Source organism: Amycolatopsis heterodermiae (genome assembly GCF_034929455.1).
In the GTDB taxonomy this organism is placed as follows: domain Bacteria; phylum Actinomycetota; class Actinomycetes; order Mycobacteriales; family Pseudonocardiaceae; genus Amycolatopsis; species Amycolatopsis heterodermiae.
This window is the reverse complement of sequence record NZ_JAYFSI010000018.1, coordinates 33547-50255: the sequence shown is the minus strand read 5'-3', so window position 1 is coordinate 50255 and position 16709 is coordinate 33547. Positions and strand designations below refer to the sequence as shown.

The 16709-nt window shown below is 72.3% G+C and carries 9 protein-coding genes; 8 read left to right on the top strand and 1 reads right to left on the bottom strand.

The window, feature by feature from the left end; all coding sequences use genetic code 11:
• Positions 1–20: 20 nt before the first annotated feature.
• Positions 21–1196: an MFS transporter gene (locus VA596_RS45760; RefSeq protein ID WP_323336486.1), complete on the top strand. Its 1176-nt coding sequence runs from the start codon at positions 21–23 to the stop codon at positions 1194–1196.
• Between the two features lie 175 nt (positions 1197–1371).
• Positions 1372–2562 (top strand): sensor histidine kinase, encoded by a 1191-nt coding sequence (locus VA596_RS45755; protein ID WP_323336484.1) that lies wholly within the window; start codon positions 1372–1374, stop codon positions 2560–2562.
• Here VA596_RS45755 and VA596_RS45750 read toward each other — a convergent pair.
• Positions 2536–3174, bottom strand: coding sequence for a histidine phosphatase family protein (locus tag VA596_RS45750; RefSeq protein ID WP_323336483.1), 639 nt, complete (start codon positions 3172–3174; stop codon positions 2536–2538). The genes VA596_RS45755 and VA596_RS45750 overlap by 27 nt on opposite strands.
• Before the next feature lie 56 nt (positions 3175–3230).
• Here VA596_RS45750 and VA596_RS45745 point away from each other — a divergent pair, with 56 nt between their 5' ends.
• From VA596_RS45745 to VA596_RS45720, 6 genes are all read left to right on the top strand, one after another.
• The gene (locus tag VA596_RS45745; RefSeq protein ID WP_323336481.1) at positions 3231–5249 is read left to right on the top strand and encodes a cytochrome c oxidase assembly protein; all 2019 of its coding nucleotides are present in this window, start codon (positions 3231–3233) and stop codon (positions 5247–5249) included.
• A gap of 137 nt (positions 5250–5386) precedes the next feature.
• Entirely contained in the window at positions 5387–7063 is a 1677-nt protein-coding gene (ettA, locus tag VA596_RS45740; RefSeq protein ID WP_323336480.1) for an energy-dependent translational throttle protein EttA, read from the top strand.
• Between the two features lie 16 nt (positions 7064–7079).
• The gene (locus VA596_RS45735; RefSeq protein WP_323336479.1) at positions 7080–9839 is read left to right on the top strand and encodes a hypothetical protein; all 2760 of its coding nucleotides are present in this window, start codon (positions 7080–7082) and stop codon (positions 9837–9839) included.
• A gap of 820 nt (positions 9840–10659) precedes the next feature.
• Positions 10660–15651, top strand: a complete 4992-nt coding sequence (locus VA596_RS45730; RefSeq protein ID WP_323336478.1) for an NAD-glutamate dehydrogenase — start codon at positions 10660–10662, stop codon at positions 15649–15651.
• A complete protein-coding gene (locus VA596_RS45725) occupies positions 15648–16067 on the top strand; it encodes an acyl-CoA thioesterase (RefSeq protein WP_323336476.1) in 420 nt (139 codons plus the stop codon). Before VA596_RS45730 ends, VA596_RS45725 begins: the two co-directional genes overlap by 4 nt.
• Positions 16060–16695, top strand: coding sequence for a hypothetical protein (locus VA596_RS45720; protein WP_323336474.1), 636 nt, complete (start codon positions 16060–16062; stop codon positions 16693–16695). Before VA596_RS45725 ends, VA596_RS45720 begins: the two co-directional genes overlap by 8 nt.
• Positions 16696–16709 lie beyond the last annotated feature (14 nt).

The following is a 16709-nucleotide window of genomic DNA, read 5'->3' as shown; positions in this document are numbered from 1 at the left end:
GGGCAAGGAAAGGGGGACCGATGCGGGATCGGGTCGCGGTGTTCACCGTGTTCGCGCTCAACGGGCTGGCCCTGGGCTCCTGGGCGTCGCGCACGCCCGCGCTGTCCACCCACGTGCACGCCTCACCCGGCGTTTTCGGCCTCGCGCTGCTGGGCGCCAGCATCGGCATGCTCGCCGCCGCGTCGGTCGCCGGCCGGATCGTCGAACGGGCCGGCGCCCGGGCGGTCGTGGCCGGGAGCACGACGCTCGCCGCCGTCTCCCTGGTGCTGATCGGCTTCGCGCCGAACGTGCCGCTGCTGGCCGGCGCGCTGCTCGTGATCGGGGCGAGCGTCGGGTTGCTCGACGTCGCGATGAACGTCGCCGCCGTGGCCGTCGAACGCCGTACGGGCAAGCCGATCATGCCGGTGTTCCACGCCGGGTTCAGCTTCGGCGCGCTCGCCGGTTCGCTGGCCGCGGGCCTCGCCGCCGGCCACGACTGGTCCCCGGCGCGCCACCTGACGGTGGCCGCGATCGTCGCCGTCCTCGTGCTGCTGGCCGTGGTCCGGGCGGTTCCCGGCAGCCGTCCCGAATACGTGGCGGAAGCGGCACCGGCCCGGGCGCCGATCCGCCGCCCGGTGCTGTGGCTGCTGGCCGCGGTCGCGCTGTGCTCGGCCATCGCGGAGGGCGCGTCATCGGACTGGTCCGCGTTGCTGATGACGGCCGAACGCGGGGTCGGCCCGGGTGCCGCGGCCCTGGCGTTCGCCGGATTCCAGCTGGTCATGGCCTTCTCCCGGCTCGCGGGGACGTGGGCGCAACGCCGCTTTGGCCCGACGCGCTGCCTCGTCGCGGGCTCCGCGCTCGCCGCCATCGGCCTGCTCGTGACGGCCACCGTGCCGGTCGCCGCGGTCGGCTACGTCGGGTTCGCACTCGCCGGGGCCGGGCTCGCCGCGTCGTTCCCGCTCGCGTTGAGCCTCGCCGGCGACGCCGGAAAGCGCGGCGACGGCACCGGCGGCGAGCGCGAGATCGGCTTCGTCTCGGCCGTCGCCTACACCGGTTTCCTCGGCGGCCCGCCGGTCATCGGCGGCATCGCGCAGGTCGCCGGCTACGGCATGGCCTTCGTCTTCGTCGCGCTGGTCGCGGCGCTGATCCTGCCCGCCGCGCTGGCCGCCCGCCGGTCGCGACGGCGGGAGGACGCTGCCGCGATGGTCGGCCGGTAGCCGTCCCCGGCACGAAATCCGTACCGCCGACCGGGTTTCCGCCACGGCCCGGGCGTTGACAGGTTCGTCGCCGGAGGGGCAAGCTGATCCCCGTCGTTAAACTGAGATGAATACGGCGACGTTTTCATTTCAGGTCGGCTGATCGAGGTGGGGCCTCGGTCGCGGGGAGGACGTCGTGAGGGTTGTACTGCTCGGCGGCGCGGGGGCGCTCGCCGGCGGAAGCGGGCGGTTCGCGCCCGGCCTTTCGCTGGTCCAGGGCGCCGTGCCGCGGCTCGTGCTGGTCCCGGTCGTGTTCCGGCTGGCGCTGTTCCTGCAGGCGCTGTGGGCCGTGGACACGGTCGCCACGCCGGTGCTGTGGTTCGGCCTGGCGGTCTACGTGCTGCCGAACCTCCTCGAGCTCGCTTGGGTCTTCCGCCGCACCACCGGCATCCGGCGGGTGCTGGCCGCCGACACCACGTACACGCTCTTCACGAGCCTGGCCGCGGCGTTGTTCGCGGCGCACCCGGCCTTCGCCGACCTGCTGGCGCTGACCTGGCCGAACATCATGGGCACCGTCATGATCTGGACGCTCCTGCGCGGCGCGCTCGCCGGTGGGGCGGCGGTCGCGGGGGCGGTGCTCCTGCGGTACGTGATGGCCGCGCTGTCGGGCACGTCGGCGCCCGCGACCTGGATCCTGCTCGCGCTGGTCGCCGCCGCGGGGACGTCGTTGGCCATCGTCGTACTGGTCGCCGGGTCGATGCGGTTCGCGCTCGGGCTGGGCGAGCAGCGGGGCCGGGCCGCCGAACGCGAACGGCACCGCCGCGACGTCCACGACACCGTGCTGCAGGTGATGGAGGCGCTCGCGCTGCCCTCGCCCGGTGACCTGCGCGACCCGGGCGCCAGCCTCGACCAGGTCCGCCGCACCGCCCGCGCGCACGCCCTGCGCCTGCGGCTGAGCCTCGAAGGTGACGCGCCGGCCGAGCCGGGCGGCCTGGAACACCGGCTCGGCGCGCTGACGGTCGAGATGACGGCGGAGGGGCTGCGGGTCGACCTCGTGGTGCTCACGAAGGTCACCGACGTCCCCGAAAGCGTCGTGAACGCGCTTCACGACGCTGCTCGCGAAGCGCTGCGAAACACCTTGAAGCACGCGAACACGCCCCGCGCCGTGCTGTGCCTCGAAGAAACCGAAGGCGTCGTCACGGTGTCGGTGCGCGATCACGGCACGGGCTTCGACACCGGCGCCCACCGCGCCGGGTTCGGCATCGAGAACTCGATCCACGCGCGGCTGGCCGAGATCGGCGGCACCGCCCGCATCGACTCGGCGCCCGGCCAGGGCACCCGTGTGGTGCTGAGCGCCCCGCTAGAGCTGCGTTTCCCCGTCGGGTGAGTCCCGCCACTGGTGGAACGGCCGGTCCAGCGTCCACTTGCCGTCGTGCTCCTCGAGCACGCGGTATTCGCAGGTCCCCGGGTTGGACAGCGATTCGAAGAGTTCGACGCTCCAGCCGAACAGCCGGCGGCACAGCAGCCGCAGCGTGAGCCCGTGGGAGACGATCAGCACCGTCTCCGGGTGATGTTCGTCGCGCCGTTTCAGGTCGGAGAGGAAGCCCGCGACGCGGTCGTCGACGTCGGCACCGGACTCGCCGAAGGGCAGCCGGTAGAAGAAGTGCCCGAACTCGTTGCGCCGCGCCTTCTGGATCTCCTGGTCGGCAGGGTCCTGGAGGTTGCCCCAGTCCTGCTCGCGCAGCCGCGGCTCCTGCAGCAGCCGTTCGCACGAAGCCCGGATGTCCAGCAGCCGCAACGTCTCCCGCGTGCGCAGGTACGGACTGACGTACACCGCGGGACGCGCGCCGTCGAGCAGCCGGACGATCTCCGGCGCGACCGCGACGGCCTGCTTCCGGCCCGCGTCGGTCAGCGGCAGCGCGTGGTCGGGGATCCGCGTGTAGGCGAGCTCGTCGACGTTGCCGAGGGACTCGGCGTGCCGCAGCAGGATCATCTTCACGCCTCCATCCTGCCCGTCACGCGGGTGTTACCGCGGCTGGGCATACCCTCTGGGACGTGTCCAGCGAGCCCGTGACGAAATCCGGCGCGCCCGCGCGGCGCCGGGCCAGTGTGCTGCCCCTGCTCGCCGTCGGCGTGCTGCTGGCGGCGGTCGTCGCCGTCGGGCTGATCGCGCTGACCGGCGGCGCCGGCTACGTCATCGCGGGCCTGCCGGACCCCGGCCTGGTCACCAAGTACGGCATCACGGTCATGCGCGTGCTGTCCGAGGCCGCGTCCGTGATCTGCGTCGGCTCGCTGCTGCTGGCGGCGTTCCTGGTGCCGCCGCAGAAGTCCGGCACGCTCGGCCCCGAGGGGTACGGCGCGCTGCGCGCCGCCGGGATCGCCGCCTGGGTCTGGTTCGCCGCGGCGCTGCTCTCGGTCGCCTTCACCGCCGCCGACACCGCGGGCAAGCCGTTCGGCGACGTCCTGGACCCGCAGACGCTGCTCGACCTCGTGGGCGCCATCGAGCAGCCCAAGGCGTGGCTGTGGACGGCCCTGATCGCCGTGCTGGTCGCGCTCGGCTGCCGGCTCGCGCTGTCGTGGGGCTGGACGGCCGTGCTGTTCTTCCTGGCCGTCGGCGGGCTGGTCCCGGTCGCCGTCACCGGGCACTCGGCCAGCGGCGGCTCGCACGACGTCGCCACCAACAGCCTGCTGTTCCACCTGGTCGCCGCGTCGCTGTGGGTCGGCGGGCTGATCGCCCTGCTGGCGCTGGGCTACCGGCGCGGGGCGCACCTGAGCCTGGCCGCGCAGCGGTTCTCGCGGCTGGCGCTGGTCTGCTGGATCGTGATGGCGATCTCCGGCGTGATCAACGCGCTGGTCCGGATCAGCCTGAACGACCTGTTCACCACCGACTACGGCCTCCTGGTGGTCGCCAAGACGGTCGCCCTGCTGCTGCTCGGCGTCTTCGGCCACCAGCAGCGCCGCAAGGGCGTCGCGGACCTCGTCGACGGCAAGGGCGGCGGGCAGCTGATGCGCCTGGCCGCCGTCGAGATCCTGATCATGTTCGTCACCATCGGCATCGCCAGCGGGCTCGCCAGGACCCCGCCGCCGGCCGACGCGATCACCCAGCCGTCCACGACCGAGCTGCTGATCGGCTACAACCTCGACGGCGAGCCGACGTTGTGGCGGCTGCTCTTCGACACCCGCTTCGACCTGGTCTACGGCACGCTGGCGCTGGTCGTCGGCGGGCTGTACCTGGCGGGCGTCCGGCGGCTGCTGCGCCGCGGCGACACCTGGCCGGTCGGCCGCACCGTCGCCTGGATCGCCGGCTGCGTCGTGCTGCTGATCGCGACGTCCTCGGGCATCGGCCGCTACTCGCCGGCCATGTTCAGCGTCCACATGGGCAGCCACATGCTGCTGTCGATGGTGACGCCGGTGCTGTTCGTGCTCGGCGGCCCGGTCACGCTCGCGCTGCGCGCGCTGCCCGCCGCGGGCAAGGACGACCCGCCAGGGCCGCGCGAGTGGCTCGTCGCGTTCGTGCACTCCCCGGTGTCGCGGTTCCTGACCCACCCGGTCGTCGCGCTGCTGCTGTTCGTCGGCTCGTTCTACGCGCTCTACTTCTCCGGCCTGTTCGACAACGCGCTGAACTACCACTGGGCACACCTGGTGATGAACGCGCACTTCCTGCTCGCCGGCTACGTCTTCTACTGGCCGGTGATCGGCGTCGACCCGGCGCCGCGGCGGATCCCGTACCTCGCCCGGCTCGGGATGATGTTCGCCGCCATGCCGTTCCACGCCTTCTTCGGCGTGATCCTGATGAGCAGGCAGACCGTGATCGGGCAGGCGTTCTACAGCCAGCTGCACCTGCCGTGGGTCACCGACCTGCTGACCGACCAGCGGCTCGGCGGCGGCATCGCGTGGGCGGCGGGCGAGGTCCCGGTGCTGCTGGTGCTGATCGCGCTGCTGGTGCAGTGGGCGCGCCAGGACGAGCGGGAGGCGAAGCGGCGTGACCGGCGCGAAGACCTCACCGGCGACGAGGAGCTCAACGCGTACAACGCGATGCTGAAGAACATGGCCGACGGGAAGCGCGCCGAATAGTCTCGACTTCCGGTTGAGCTTGAGACTCCCCTCGACGTCGGCACAAAACGGCCGTTCCGGTGATCCGCGGCTGACTTTCGGTAGCCCGACGGTGACCGGCGTCAGGTCGCGATCACGTGCGCTCTACGATCGTGCGTATGGCCGAGTTCATCTACACCATGAAGAAGGTGCGCAAGACCGTCGGGGACAAGGTCATCCTCGACGACGTCAGCACCGCGTTCTACCCCGGCGCCAAGATCGGCGTGGTCGGGCCGAACGGTGCCGGTAAGTCCACCGTTCTCAAGATCATGGCGGGGATCGAGACGGCCAGCAACGGCGAGGCGTTCATCCAACCGGGGGCGACCGTCGGCATCCTGATGCAGGAGCCGGAGCTCAACGAGGAGAAGACGGTCCGGGGGAACGTCGAGGAGGGCCTCGGCGAAATCAAGGTCAAGCTCGACCGCTACAACGAGATCGCCGAGCTGATGGCGACCGACTACAGCGACGAGCTGATGGAGGAGATGGGCACGCTCCAGGAGGAGCTGGACCACGCCGACGCCTGGGAGCTCGACTCGACCGTCGAGCAGGCCATGGACGCGCTGCGCTGCCCGCCGCCCGAGGAGGGCGTCACGCACCTCTCCGGTGGTGAGCGCCGCCGCGTCGCGCTGTGCAAGCTGCTGCTGTCGGCGCCGGACCTGCTGCTGCTCGACGAGCCCACCAACCACCTGGACGCCGAGAGTGTCCTGTGGCTGGAGCAGTTCCTGTCGCGCTACGCCGGTGCCGTCCTCGCCGTCACCCACGACCGGTACTTCCTGGACAACGTGGCCCAGTGGATCATGGAGCTCGACCGCGGCCGCGTCGTCGGCTACGAGGGCAACTACTCCACGTACCTGGAGAAGAAGGGCGAGCGCCTCGCGATCCAGGGCAAGAAGGACGCGAAGCTCGCGAAGCGCCTGAAGACCGAGCTCGAGTGGGTGCGGTCCAACGCCAAGGCGCGCCAGACCAAGTCCCGGTCGCGGCTCGACCGCTACGAGGAGATGGCGGCGGAGGCGGACAAGCACCGCAAGCTCGACTTCGAAGAGATCCAGATCCCGCCGGGCCCGCGCCTCGGCAGTGTCGTGGTCGAGGTCGACAAGCTCAAGAAGGGCTTCGACGACCGCGTCCTCATCGACGGCCTGTCGTTCGACCTGCCGCGCAACGGCATCGTCGGCGTGATCGGCCCGAACGGCGTCGGCAAGACCACGCTGTTCAAGACGATCGTCGGGCTCGAGGAGCCGGACGACGGCATCGTCAAGATCGGCGAGACGGTCTCACTGTCCTATGTGGACCAGAACCGCGGCGGGATCGACCCGAAGAAGACCGTCTGGCAGGTCGTCTCCGACGAGCTGGACTACATCCACGTCGGCCAGACCGAAATGCCGTCGCGGGCGTACGTCTCGGCGTTCGGCTTCAAGGGCCCGGACCAGCAGAAGCCGGCGGGCGTGCTCTCCGGTGGCGAGCGCAACCGGCTCAACCTGGCGCTGACGCTCAAGCAGGGCGGGAACCTGATCCTGCTCGACGAGCCGACGAACGACCTGGACGTCGAGACCCTGGGCTCGCTGGAGAACGCGCTGGAGCAGTTCCCCGGCTGCGCCGTCGTGATCTCCCACGACCGGTGGTTCCTGGACCGGGTCGCGACGCACATCCTGGCCTGGGAAGGCACCGAGGAGAACCCCGCGCAGTGGTTCTGGTTCGAGGGCAACTTCGAAGGGTACGAGAAGAACAAGGTGGAGCGGATGGGCGCCGAGGCGGCCCGCCCGCACCGTGTCACCCACCGCAAGCTGACCCGCGACTGAGGGGGCGGGTTTCCCCGTGGAAGCCAGCAAGCAGCACTTGACGGGCCCGCTCTCGCCTCAAGAGAGCGGGCGCTCCGCCAATGCCGGGGGGACCCTCTCCGCCGTCGGACGGCTCATCGAGCGGGCGGATGCGCTGTACCTGCGCGCGCCCGAACTCGCCCTGGTGCTCGGCGAGCGCGCGGCCGCGCTGTCCGAGGCCGCCGGGGCCGACGAGCAGTGGATCCGGGCCGAGAGCCTGGTCGTGTCCGCGCGCGTCCGGCTCGGCGACCGGCCGGCCACGGTCGGCCGCGCGGTCGCGGCCCTGCGCGCGGCCGAGCACGCCGGCTACGGCGACATCGCCGCCCGGCTGCGCATCGACCTCGCCGTGTGCGCTCGCAGCCTGGGCGTGCCGCTGACCGGGCTGGCCGCGCTGCGCCCGGTGCTCACCGACCCCGTCGTCTCACCGGTGCACCGCGCTTCGGCGCTGACGCACCTGGTCGGCTGCCTGGCGCAGATCGGGCGGAAGTCCGAGCTGGACCGGGTGCTCGTCGAGGCCGACAAGCTCGTGCTGGGCGACGACTCGCTGGGCGCCGACACCCAGCTGCTGGTGCGGGCGCTGCTGCGGGTCGGCACGGCCGCGCACCGGCGCCGCCACGGCGACCTGACCGCGGCGGCCGACGCCGCCCGGACCGGGCTCGGTTTCCTGGAGAAGCTCGACAACCCGGCCGACGACGGCGGCCTCGTCCGGATCCGCCTGGTCCTGCTGCTGGTCAGCACGCTGCTCGACCGCGGTGACAGCGAAATGGCGTACGAGATCGCAGAGCCGATGCTGGCCGAACCGGTGCGCGCGGCGGGCATCGCGCCCGCGAGCTGGCTGCGGCTGGCCGTCGCGACCCGGATCCACCTGCCGTCGGGCTCCGGCGAAGCGGCCATCGAGATGGTCCGCGAAGCCGTGGCGAGCACCGACCGGCACGGCCTGGCCGCGGTCACCGCGCGGCTGTGGCTGGAGCTGGCGCAGCTGCACGAACGCTTCGGCCAGGCCGAGGAAGCCATCGCCTGCCTGTACCGCTCGCGCGCGGCCGAGCAGCTGCACGCGCGGGCCCGCCGTCAGGCGTGCAACGTCCTGGCCGGCGAGTTCGGGACCGGCGAGCCGGCCTCGATCGACCTCGACGAGGTGCTGAAGGCGGTGCCGTCGCGGCCGGTCCCGGTCGTCGCGGCCGAGCCCGCCCCGGCGCCCGTCGCCCCGCAGCCCGAACCGCCCCGTGCCGCGGCGCCGGCGTGGTCGTTCGGGAACCGCGAAGGGCAGGCACCGGCGCCCGCGTGGTCGTTCGAGCAGCCCCGCGTGACCGCAGACGCCGCCGAGACCTCGCTGATGCCGGCGGTGCGCGACGAACCCGCGCCGCCCCCGGCCCGCCGGCCGGAGCCTCGGGTGCGCCCGGAGCCGGTCGCCGTCGAACGCCGCCCCGAGCCGCCCGCGGCCCGGCCCGAGCCCATCGAGGTGCGGTCGGAGCAGCCCGGATTCCGGCCCGAGCCGATCGAGGTGCGGTCCGACCGGCCTGCGGAGTCCGGATACCGCCAGGAACCCGTCGAGGTGCGGTCCGCGGATCCCGGGTATCGCTCCGAGCCCGTCGAGGCCCGGTCCGAACGGCCCGCCGAGGGTCGTGCCGAGCGGTCCGCGGAGCGTGGCTACCGCTCGGAGCCCGCTGAGGTGCGGTCCGAGCAGCCTGGGCACCGCTCCGAACCGGTCAACGCGCGATCCGAACGGCCTGCGGAGCCGGCGTACCGACCCGAGTCCATCGAGGCGCGGTCCGAGCGGATGGCGGCGCCCGGACGTCGCCAGGAGCCCGCCGAACAGCCTGGCTACCGTCCCGAGCCCGTCGAAGCGCGGCCGCAGCCGCCCGCCGACACCCGGCCCGGGCGGCGGGCCGCGCCGGAGCCGCGGCTGGACCCCATCGAGGTGCGGTCGACCCCGGAACGTCGGCCCGACCCCGCGGACCCGCCGTGGCGGCGGACCGGTCTCGAACCCCGGCCGGAGCCGATCGAGATCCGCGCCGAACGCCGTCCCGAGCCCGACTTCCGGCCGGAGCCGGACGAGAGCCCGGCCGAACGTCGGGCCGAGCCCGCGGGAAACGGGAAGGCCAAGTTCTCCTGGGCCGCCGTCGCGGAGGCCCGGCTGCGGGAGACCGCCGCCGAGCGCGAATCGGCGCCCACCCGCATCACCCCGGCCCTGCCGCTGGCCCCCGAGCCGGCGGCCGAGCGGGAACCCGAGCGGCGCGAACCCCAGCCGTCGACGCGGCACGATTCCGAGCACGGCTCCCAGTCCGTGCTGGACCGGCTCGGGATCTCCGCGTCGGGCGGTGGCGGTGGTCGTGGCCGCCGCCGGGCCGAGGACGCCGACAGCCCGCGCGAGGAACCGGCCCCGGCGCGGCCCAAGGAAGAACTCGCGCCGGCGCCGCGTCCCGAGGACTACAGCGACGACGCCGAGCCGTGGCTGCCGCGGCTGCGGATGCCGCCGTCGCTGGAGCCGATGGAGGACTTCGGGAACTGGACGCCCGCCACGGCGCCGTTCCCGGAGAGCTACGCGCGCGCCATCTCGGAGGACGAGCCACCGCCGGACGCCGGTCTCGCCGACCTGCTGGCCCGCGCCCTCGCCGAGCACCAGGCGGGCACGGCCAGCGCCGCCGCGCTCGTCAAGCAGCTGGGGTCGCAGGACAACGGCAGCCGCCGCAACGGCCACGGCCGAAACGGCCACGGCGCCGAGGTCGGCGACTCCCGCCGCCACGGCTCGTCGGACTGACCCCGCACTTGCACGGGGCCGGGCGGATGGCAGTTCCGTTGACCGTCGGCGACCGCCGCAACGGCCACAGTGCCGAGGTCGGGGACTCCCGCAGGCTCGGTCCGGTTGCGCGGTGCGCCGATGACCATCGGCCACGGCGGCCGAGGTCTGCGACTCCCGCCGCCACGGCTCGTCGGACTGACCCCGCATCCGCGGGGGCCGAGCGGATCCGGCAGTTCGGTTGTGTGGTGCTGCGTTGAGCGTCGGCGACCGCCGCAACGGCCACGGCGGCCGAGGTCGGTGACTCCCTCAGGCACGGTTCGTCGGACCGACCCCGCGCCGGTGCGAGCCGGGCGGATGGCAATCCGGCTGCGCGGTGCGCCGGTGAGCCAACGGCAGCCACACCCGCGCGAGCCGGGCGGATCCGGCAAATCGGTTACGCGGTATGCCGTTCAGTCGGTGAGACGCCCGGTTTCGTCGCCCATCTGCCGCGCCGCCGGAGAAGTGGGATGCGTCGCACTTCGCTGTCGGTGACCGGCCGTCACCGCTCGCCGAACGGCGCGCCTGCTGCCCGCGACCGGGTCAGCTGAACCGATCACGTAGCCCCCGCCTCGGGTGATGGCCGCCGCGTTGGGCTGGTCAGCGCCGCACGGGGGCCCGCAACACAACCCGCCGGTAGCTTTACCGATCACGGGAATCCGCAGGCCCATAAGGGTTTTCCCGCGCTCGGGAACCTCCGGGTCTTCGTGTGTTCCCGAACTCCGGCGGATTAGTGTGGGGTGGTCCGGTTCAACGCCGAACCGGCGCGGAGTCACCCCACGCACTTGGAGAGTTGCCTCGAATGAGCTCGACCGGAGTCTCGTCCCCACCCGGAACCGGAGCCGCCACCGAACCCGAGTTCGGTGCCCCGCGCTCCACCGTCAGCCCGGAACAGATCAGGGACGACCTGATCGACGCCGCTGCCGGGCTGGCCCCGGAGATCGGCGAGCTCATCCGGCTCTTCTACCGGCACATCCCGGCCGAGGAGATCGTCGGCGACGAGCCGGTGAACCTCCTCGGCGCGGTCCGCTCGCAGCTGCAGCTGGCCAAGTCCCGGATGCCCGGCCGCCCCGCCGTGCGGCTGCTCAACCCCACCGTCGCCGAGGACGGCTGGGCCCGTGAGGCCACCGTCGTGCAGGTCGTCACCGACGACATGCCCTACCTGGTCGACTCGATCGCCGCGGAGTTCGCCCGCGACGGTGTGCAGGTGCAGCGGATCGTCCACCCGATCGTCGTGGTCACCCGCGACCTGACCGGTGAGCTGCAGGAGGTGCACCCCGACGCCGACCCGGGCGAGCCGCCCGCGAACTCGGCCGCCGAGTCGTGGATGTACATCGAGATCGACTTCGTCACCGACCCGAACCGCGCCCGCGAGCTCGACAACCGGCTCGCCAGCGTGCTGGGCGACGTCCGCGAGGTCGTCGAGGACGCCGACAAGATGGCCCAGACCGCCTGCCAGCTCGCGAGCGAGCTGGAGACGGACCCGCCGCGGCTGCCGGCCCACGAGATCGCCGAGGGCGCGCGGCTGCTGCGCTGGCTGGCCGACGGGCACTTCACCTTCCTCGGCTACCGCCGTTACGAGCTGGTCGAGAACCCGCACCCCGACTCGGACGACCCGGCCCTGCGCGCGGTGCTGGCGTCGGGCCTCGGCGTGCTGCGCCAGGACAGCCTGGCCGCGCGCGGCCTCACCGCGGGCCCGGACACGGCCACCTCCGCGCTCGCGCCGTCGCTGCTGGTGCTGACCCAGGCGAGCGCGCCCTCGACCGTGCACCGGCCGGTCTACCCGTACTACGTCGGCGTGAAGACCTTCGACGCCGAGGGCACCGTGACCGGCGAGCACCGGTTCCTCGGCATGTTCACCACCACCGCGCTGCACGAGAACGTGCTGGACATCCCGGTGGTCTGCGACCGCGTCCGCGAGGTCATCCACCGCGCCGGGTTCCCCATGGAGTCCTTCTCCGGCCAGCGGATGCTCGAGGTGCTGCAGAACTGGCCGCGCGCGGACCTGTTCTCCGCCGACACCGACTCGCTGTACTCGACGACGACCGGCGCGATCACGCTGTCGGACCGCCGCCGGCTGCGGCTGTTCCTGCGCCGCGACCCGTACGGCCGCTTCTACTCGTGCCTCGTCTACCTCCCGCAGGACCGCTACACGACGCGCTCGCGCCTGGCGATGCAGGAGGTGCTGCTCGAGGAGCTCGAAGGCACCCAGCTCGAATACAGCGCGCGCATCGGGGAAACCGTGCTGGCGCAGGTGCACTTCATGGTGCACACCGATCCCGCGCGGCGGCTGGAACCGGACACGGCGAAGATCCAGGACCGGCTCAACGACGCCGTCCGCAGCTGGGACGACCGGATGGTCGAGGCCGTGCTCGACGAACGCCGCGAGCGCTCCGACGGCGGTGTCGCCGTCGGGGTCCTTGGTGAGGAGTCCGCGACCGAGCAGGGCCAGCGCTACGCGAGCGTCTTCCCCGAGGGCTACAAGGAGGACTTCTCGGCCGGCGAGGCGCTGGCCGACCTCCGCGCGCTCGACTCGCTCAACGACGAGGGCGACCTCGCGCTGTCGTTCTACCTGCCGGCCGACGCCGAGCCCGGCGAGCGGCGGTTCAAGCTCTACCTGCGCGGCGAAGGCGTGACGCTGTCGAAGGTGCTGCCGGTGCTGCAGGCGATGGGCGTCGAGGTCGTCGACGAACGGCCTTACGAGCTGCACCGCGAGGACGGCGGCCCGTGCTGGATCTACGACTTCGGCCTCCGCATCAGCCAGAAGATGCTCGGCAAGCAGGCCGACGACGCCGCCGTCACCGAGCTGCGCGACCGGTTCCAGGACGCCTTCCAGGCCGCCTGGCGGGGGGACGCCGAGGTCGACGGCCTCAACGGCCTCGTCCTGCGCGCCGGGCTCACCTGGCGCCAGGCCGCCGTGCTGCGCGCGTACTCGCGGTACCTGCGCCAGGCCGGCAGCGCGTTCTCCCAGGACTACATCCAGAACACGCTGCTGAACCACACCGACGTCGCCACGAAGCTGCTGCGGCTGTTCGAAGCCCGCTTCGACCTGCACCTGTCCGACGTCGACCGCGACGCCGCGACCGAGGGCCTGGCGGCCGAGCTCAACGAGATGATCGACGAGGTCACCAGCCTCGACGAGGACCGGATCCTGCGCCGCCTGACGGCCGTCATCCGCGCCACCCTGAGGACGAACTACCACGTCACCGACGCCGAGGGCGCGCCCCGGCCGTACCTGGCGATCAAGCTGGACCCGAGCGGCGTGCCCGACCTGCCCGAGCCGCGCCCGCGGTTCGAGATCTTCGTGTACTCGCCGCGCGTCGAAGGCGTGCACCTGCGCTTCGGCGAGGTCGCGCGCGGTGGCCTGCGCTGGTCGGACCGGCGCGAGGACTTCCGCACCGAGATCCTCGGCCTGGTCAAGGCGCAGGCGGTCAAGAACGCCGTGATCGTGCCGGTCGGCGCGAAGGGCGGCTTCGTCGTGAAGCGCCCGCCGGTCCCGAGCGGCGACTCGAGCTACGACCGCGACGCCCAGCTGACCGAGGGCATCGCCTGCTACCGCATGTTCATCTCCGGCCTGCTCGACCTGACCGACAACCGCGTCGAGGGCAAGACCGTGCCCGCGCCCGGCGTCGTCCGGCACGACGCCGACGACTCCTACCTGGTCGTCGCGGCCGACAAGGGCACCGCGAAGTTCTCCGACATCGCCAACGAGATGTCGGCGCAGTACGGCTTCTGGCTCGGCGACGCCTTCGCCTCCGGCGGTTCGGTCGGCTACGACCACAAGGCCATGGGCATCACCGCGAAGGGCGCCTGGGAGAGCGTCAAGCGGCACTTCCGCGAGCTGGGCAAGGACACCCAGACCGAGGACTTCACCGTCGTCGGCATCGGCGACATGATGGGTGACGTCTTCGGCAACGGCATGCTGCTGTCCGAGCACATCCGGCTGGTCGCGGCGTTCAACCACATGCACGTCTTCCTCGACCCGAACCCGGACGCGGCCTCGACGTTCGCCGAGCGCCGCCGGCTCTTCGACCTGCCGCGCAGCTCCTGGGACGACTACGACCGCTCGCTGATCAGCGAGGGCGGCGGCATCTACTCCCGCTCGGCCAAGTCGATCCCGGTCAGCCCGCAGGTGCGCGAGGCCCTCGGCCTCGGCGCCGACGTCACGGCCCTGGCGCCGATGGACCTGATCCAGGCCATCCTGCTGGCGCCGGTGGAACTGCTCTGGAACGGCGGCATCGGCACCTACGTCAAGGCGGAGAACGAAACCCACGTCCACGCCGGCGACAAGGCCAACGACGCCATCCGCGTCGACGGCAAGCAGCTGCGCGTCAAGGTCTTCGGCGAGGGCGGCAACCTGGGCCTGACCCAGCTCGGCCGGATCGAGTTCGCCCGGGCCGGCGGCAAGATCAACACCGACGCGCTGGACAACTCGGCCGGCGTCGACTGCTCCGACCACGAGGTCAACATCAAGATCCTGCTCGACCACCTGGTGCAGACCGGGAAGCTCGAGCAGGCCCAGCGCAACGAGCTGCTGGAGGAGATGACCGACGAGGTCGGCGCCCTGGTGCTGGACGACAACTACCGGCAGAACGCGGTGCTCGGCGTCAGCCGGGCGCACGCCGGGCCGATGGTCTCGGTGCACGCGCGGCAGGTGCAGGCGCTGGTCGCCGCGGGCGCGTTCGACCGCAAGCTCGAGGCGCTGCCGAGCAACTCGGAGTTCCGCGAGCTGGAGAAGGCGGACAAGGGCCTCACGTCGCCGGAGCTGGCGACGCTGCTGGCGCACGTCAAGCTGGAGCTGAAGGACGAGCTGCTGGCCAGCGACCTGCCCGACTCGCAGGTCTTCGCGGGCCGGCTGCCGGAGTACTTCCCGAAGCCGCTGCGCGAGCGGTTCGCGCCGGCGATCGGCGAGCACCCGCTGCGCCGCCAGATCATCACCACGCTGATCGCCAACGAGGTCGTCGACGGCGGCGGCATCTCGTTCGTCTACCGGCTGATGGAGGAGATGAACGCGACGGCGACCGACGCGGTGCGCGCGTACGCCGTCGTCACGCGCGTGTTCGACCTCCCGGCGCTGCGCGACGAGATCGACGCGCTGGACAACGTCGTGCACACCGATCTCGCCGACGAGATGGTGCTGGAGACGCGGCGGCTGCTCGACCGGGCCGCGCGCTGGTTCCTCACCAACCGGCCGCAGCCGCTCGCGCCGCTGGCGGAGATCAACCGCTTCGGGCGGGTGCTGGGCGAGCTCGTGCCGAAGATCGGCGACCTGCTGCGCGGCCGGGAAGCGGAGTCCGTGCAGGCGAAGGCCGACGAGCTGATCGCCGGCAACGTCCCGGCCGGGCTCGCCCGCCGGATCGCCCTGCTGCTGCACACCTACGGCCTGCTCGACGTCACCGAGGTGGCGGAGCTGGCCGAGCAGCAGATCGGCGTGGATGCTACGCACAGCCCGGCCGAGACGGCGGAGCTGTACTACGCCCTTTCGGCGCACCTGGACGTCGACAAGATGCTCACCGAGATCAGCGCGCTCGAACGCGGCAACCGCTGGCACGCCCTCGCCCGGCTTTCGCTGCGCGACGACGTCTACGGCTCGCTGCGGGCGATCACGCTGGACGCGTTGCGGCACAGCGACCCCGGGTCGTCCGCGGACGACAAGATCGCGCAGTGGGAGAAGACCAACTCGTCCCGGCTGCAGCGGGCGCGCGTCGCGCTCGACGAGATCACCAAGTCCGGCCGGCTCGACCTGGCGACCCTTTCGGTGGCGGCCCGCCAGATCCGGAGCACGGTGCGGTGACCTACGTTTCGCTGGTCCGCCCGCGCTGGACGGACATGGACGTCTACGGGCACGTCAACCACGCCAAGATGGTGACGCTGCTCGAAGAGGCCCGCATCCCGCTGCTGTTCGAAGGGGCCGTCAAGGCCGGGGTGGAGCAGCTGCCCAAGGGCATCGTCGTGGTCAAGCTCGCGGTGGCCTACCGCAGGCCGATCGTGGTGTCCGGGCAGGACCTGCGCGTCGACATCGACCTGACCGAGCTGAAGGCCGCGAGCTTCACGCTGTCCTACCGCGTGCACGGCGGGCCGGCGGAGTCGGACCCGGTCGCGGTCACCGCGGAGACGGTGCTGGCGCCGTACGACACCGTTGCGTTGCGGCCGCGTAGGCTCACCCCGCCCGAGTCGGAGTTTCTGAAGCAGGGGTTCGCGGATGCCTGAGTTGCTCGTGCCGGACGCGGCGGACCGGGAGACCCTCGGTGCGTTCGTCGCCCGCGCGGTCCGGCTGGACGGCCAGACGGCCGTCCGGCTGCGCCAGCGCGGTGACGGCGTGGTCGAAGCCTGGACGGTGACGCCGTTCGAGTGCCTGGCGACCCGTGCGGTGGCCGGTGACGTCACCCCCGGCGACGTCACGGTGTCCGGCAACGAGCTGCTCGCCGCCCTGACGGTCGCGGGCGGCCCGCGGATGGACCCGGGCCCGGCCCGTGACCTGCTGTGGCACGGCGAGCTGCCGCCGACCGGCCGCTGGCAGCTGGTCGACGAGCTCCCGGCGCACGTCGTGGCGGAGCTGGCCGACCGCGGTGTCACGCTGGCCCGCGACAACGCCGGCCCGCACGGCAACCCGCCGGCGTCGCTGATGGACCAGGCAGTGCTCACCGTCAGCGGCGGCTCGCTGGAGGTCAAGGTCCAGATGCGCTGCCTGTTCGCGTTGTCCGGCATGGGTTTCGTGGACTCGGGCGTCGAAGGTGACGTCGTCCGCGTGACGGCGACGGACTCGTGGCTGCGCCTGGACGCCCGCTACGGCGCGATCCTGCGCCGCCGCCACGCCCTGCTGCCGCTGCTGTTCTGACGGGGTTCTTACGG

Excerpts from the sequence above, each read along its gene's own strand:
- VA596_RS45760 (WP_323336486.1), top strand. The coding sequence starts at position 21 with ATGCGGGATCGGGTCGCGGTGTTCACCGTGTTCGCGCTCAACGGGCTG.
- VA596_RS45730 (WP_323336478.1), top strand. The coding sequence starts at position 10,660 with ATGAGCTCGACCGGAGTCTCGTCCCCACCCGGAACCGGAGCCGCCACC.
- VA596_RS45720 (WP_323336474.1), top strand. The coding sequence starts at position 16,060 with ATGCCTGAGTTGCTCGTGCCGGACGCGGCGGACCGGGAGACCCTCGGT.
- ettA (WP_323336480.1), top strand. The coding sequence starts at position 5,387 with ATGGCCGAGTTCATCTACACCATGAAGAAGGTGCGCAAGACCGTCGGG.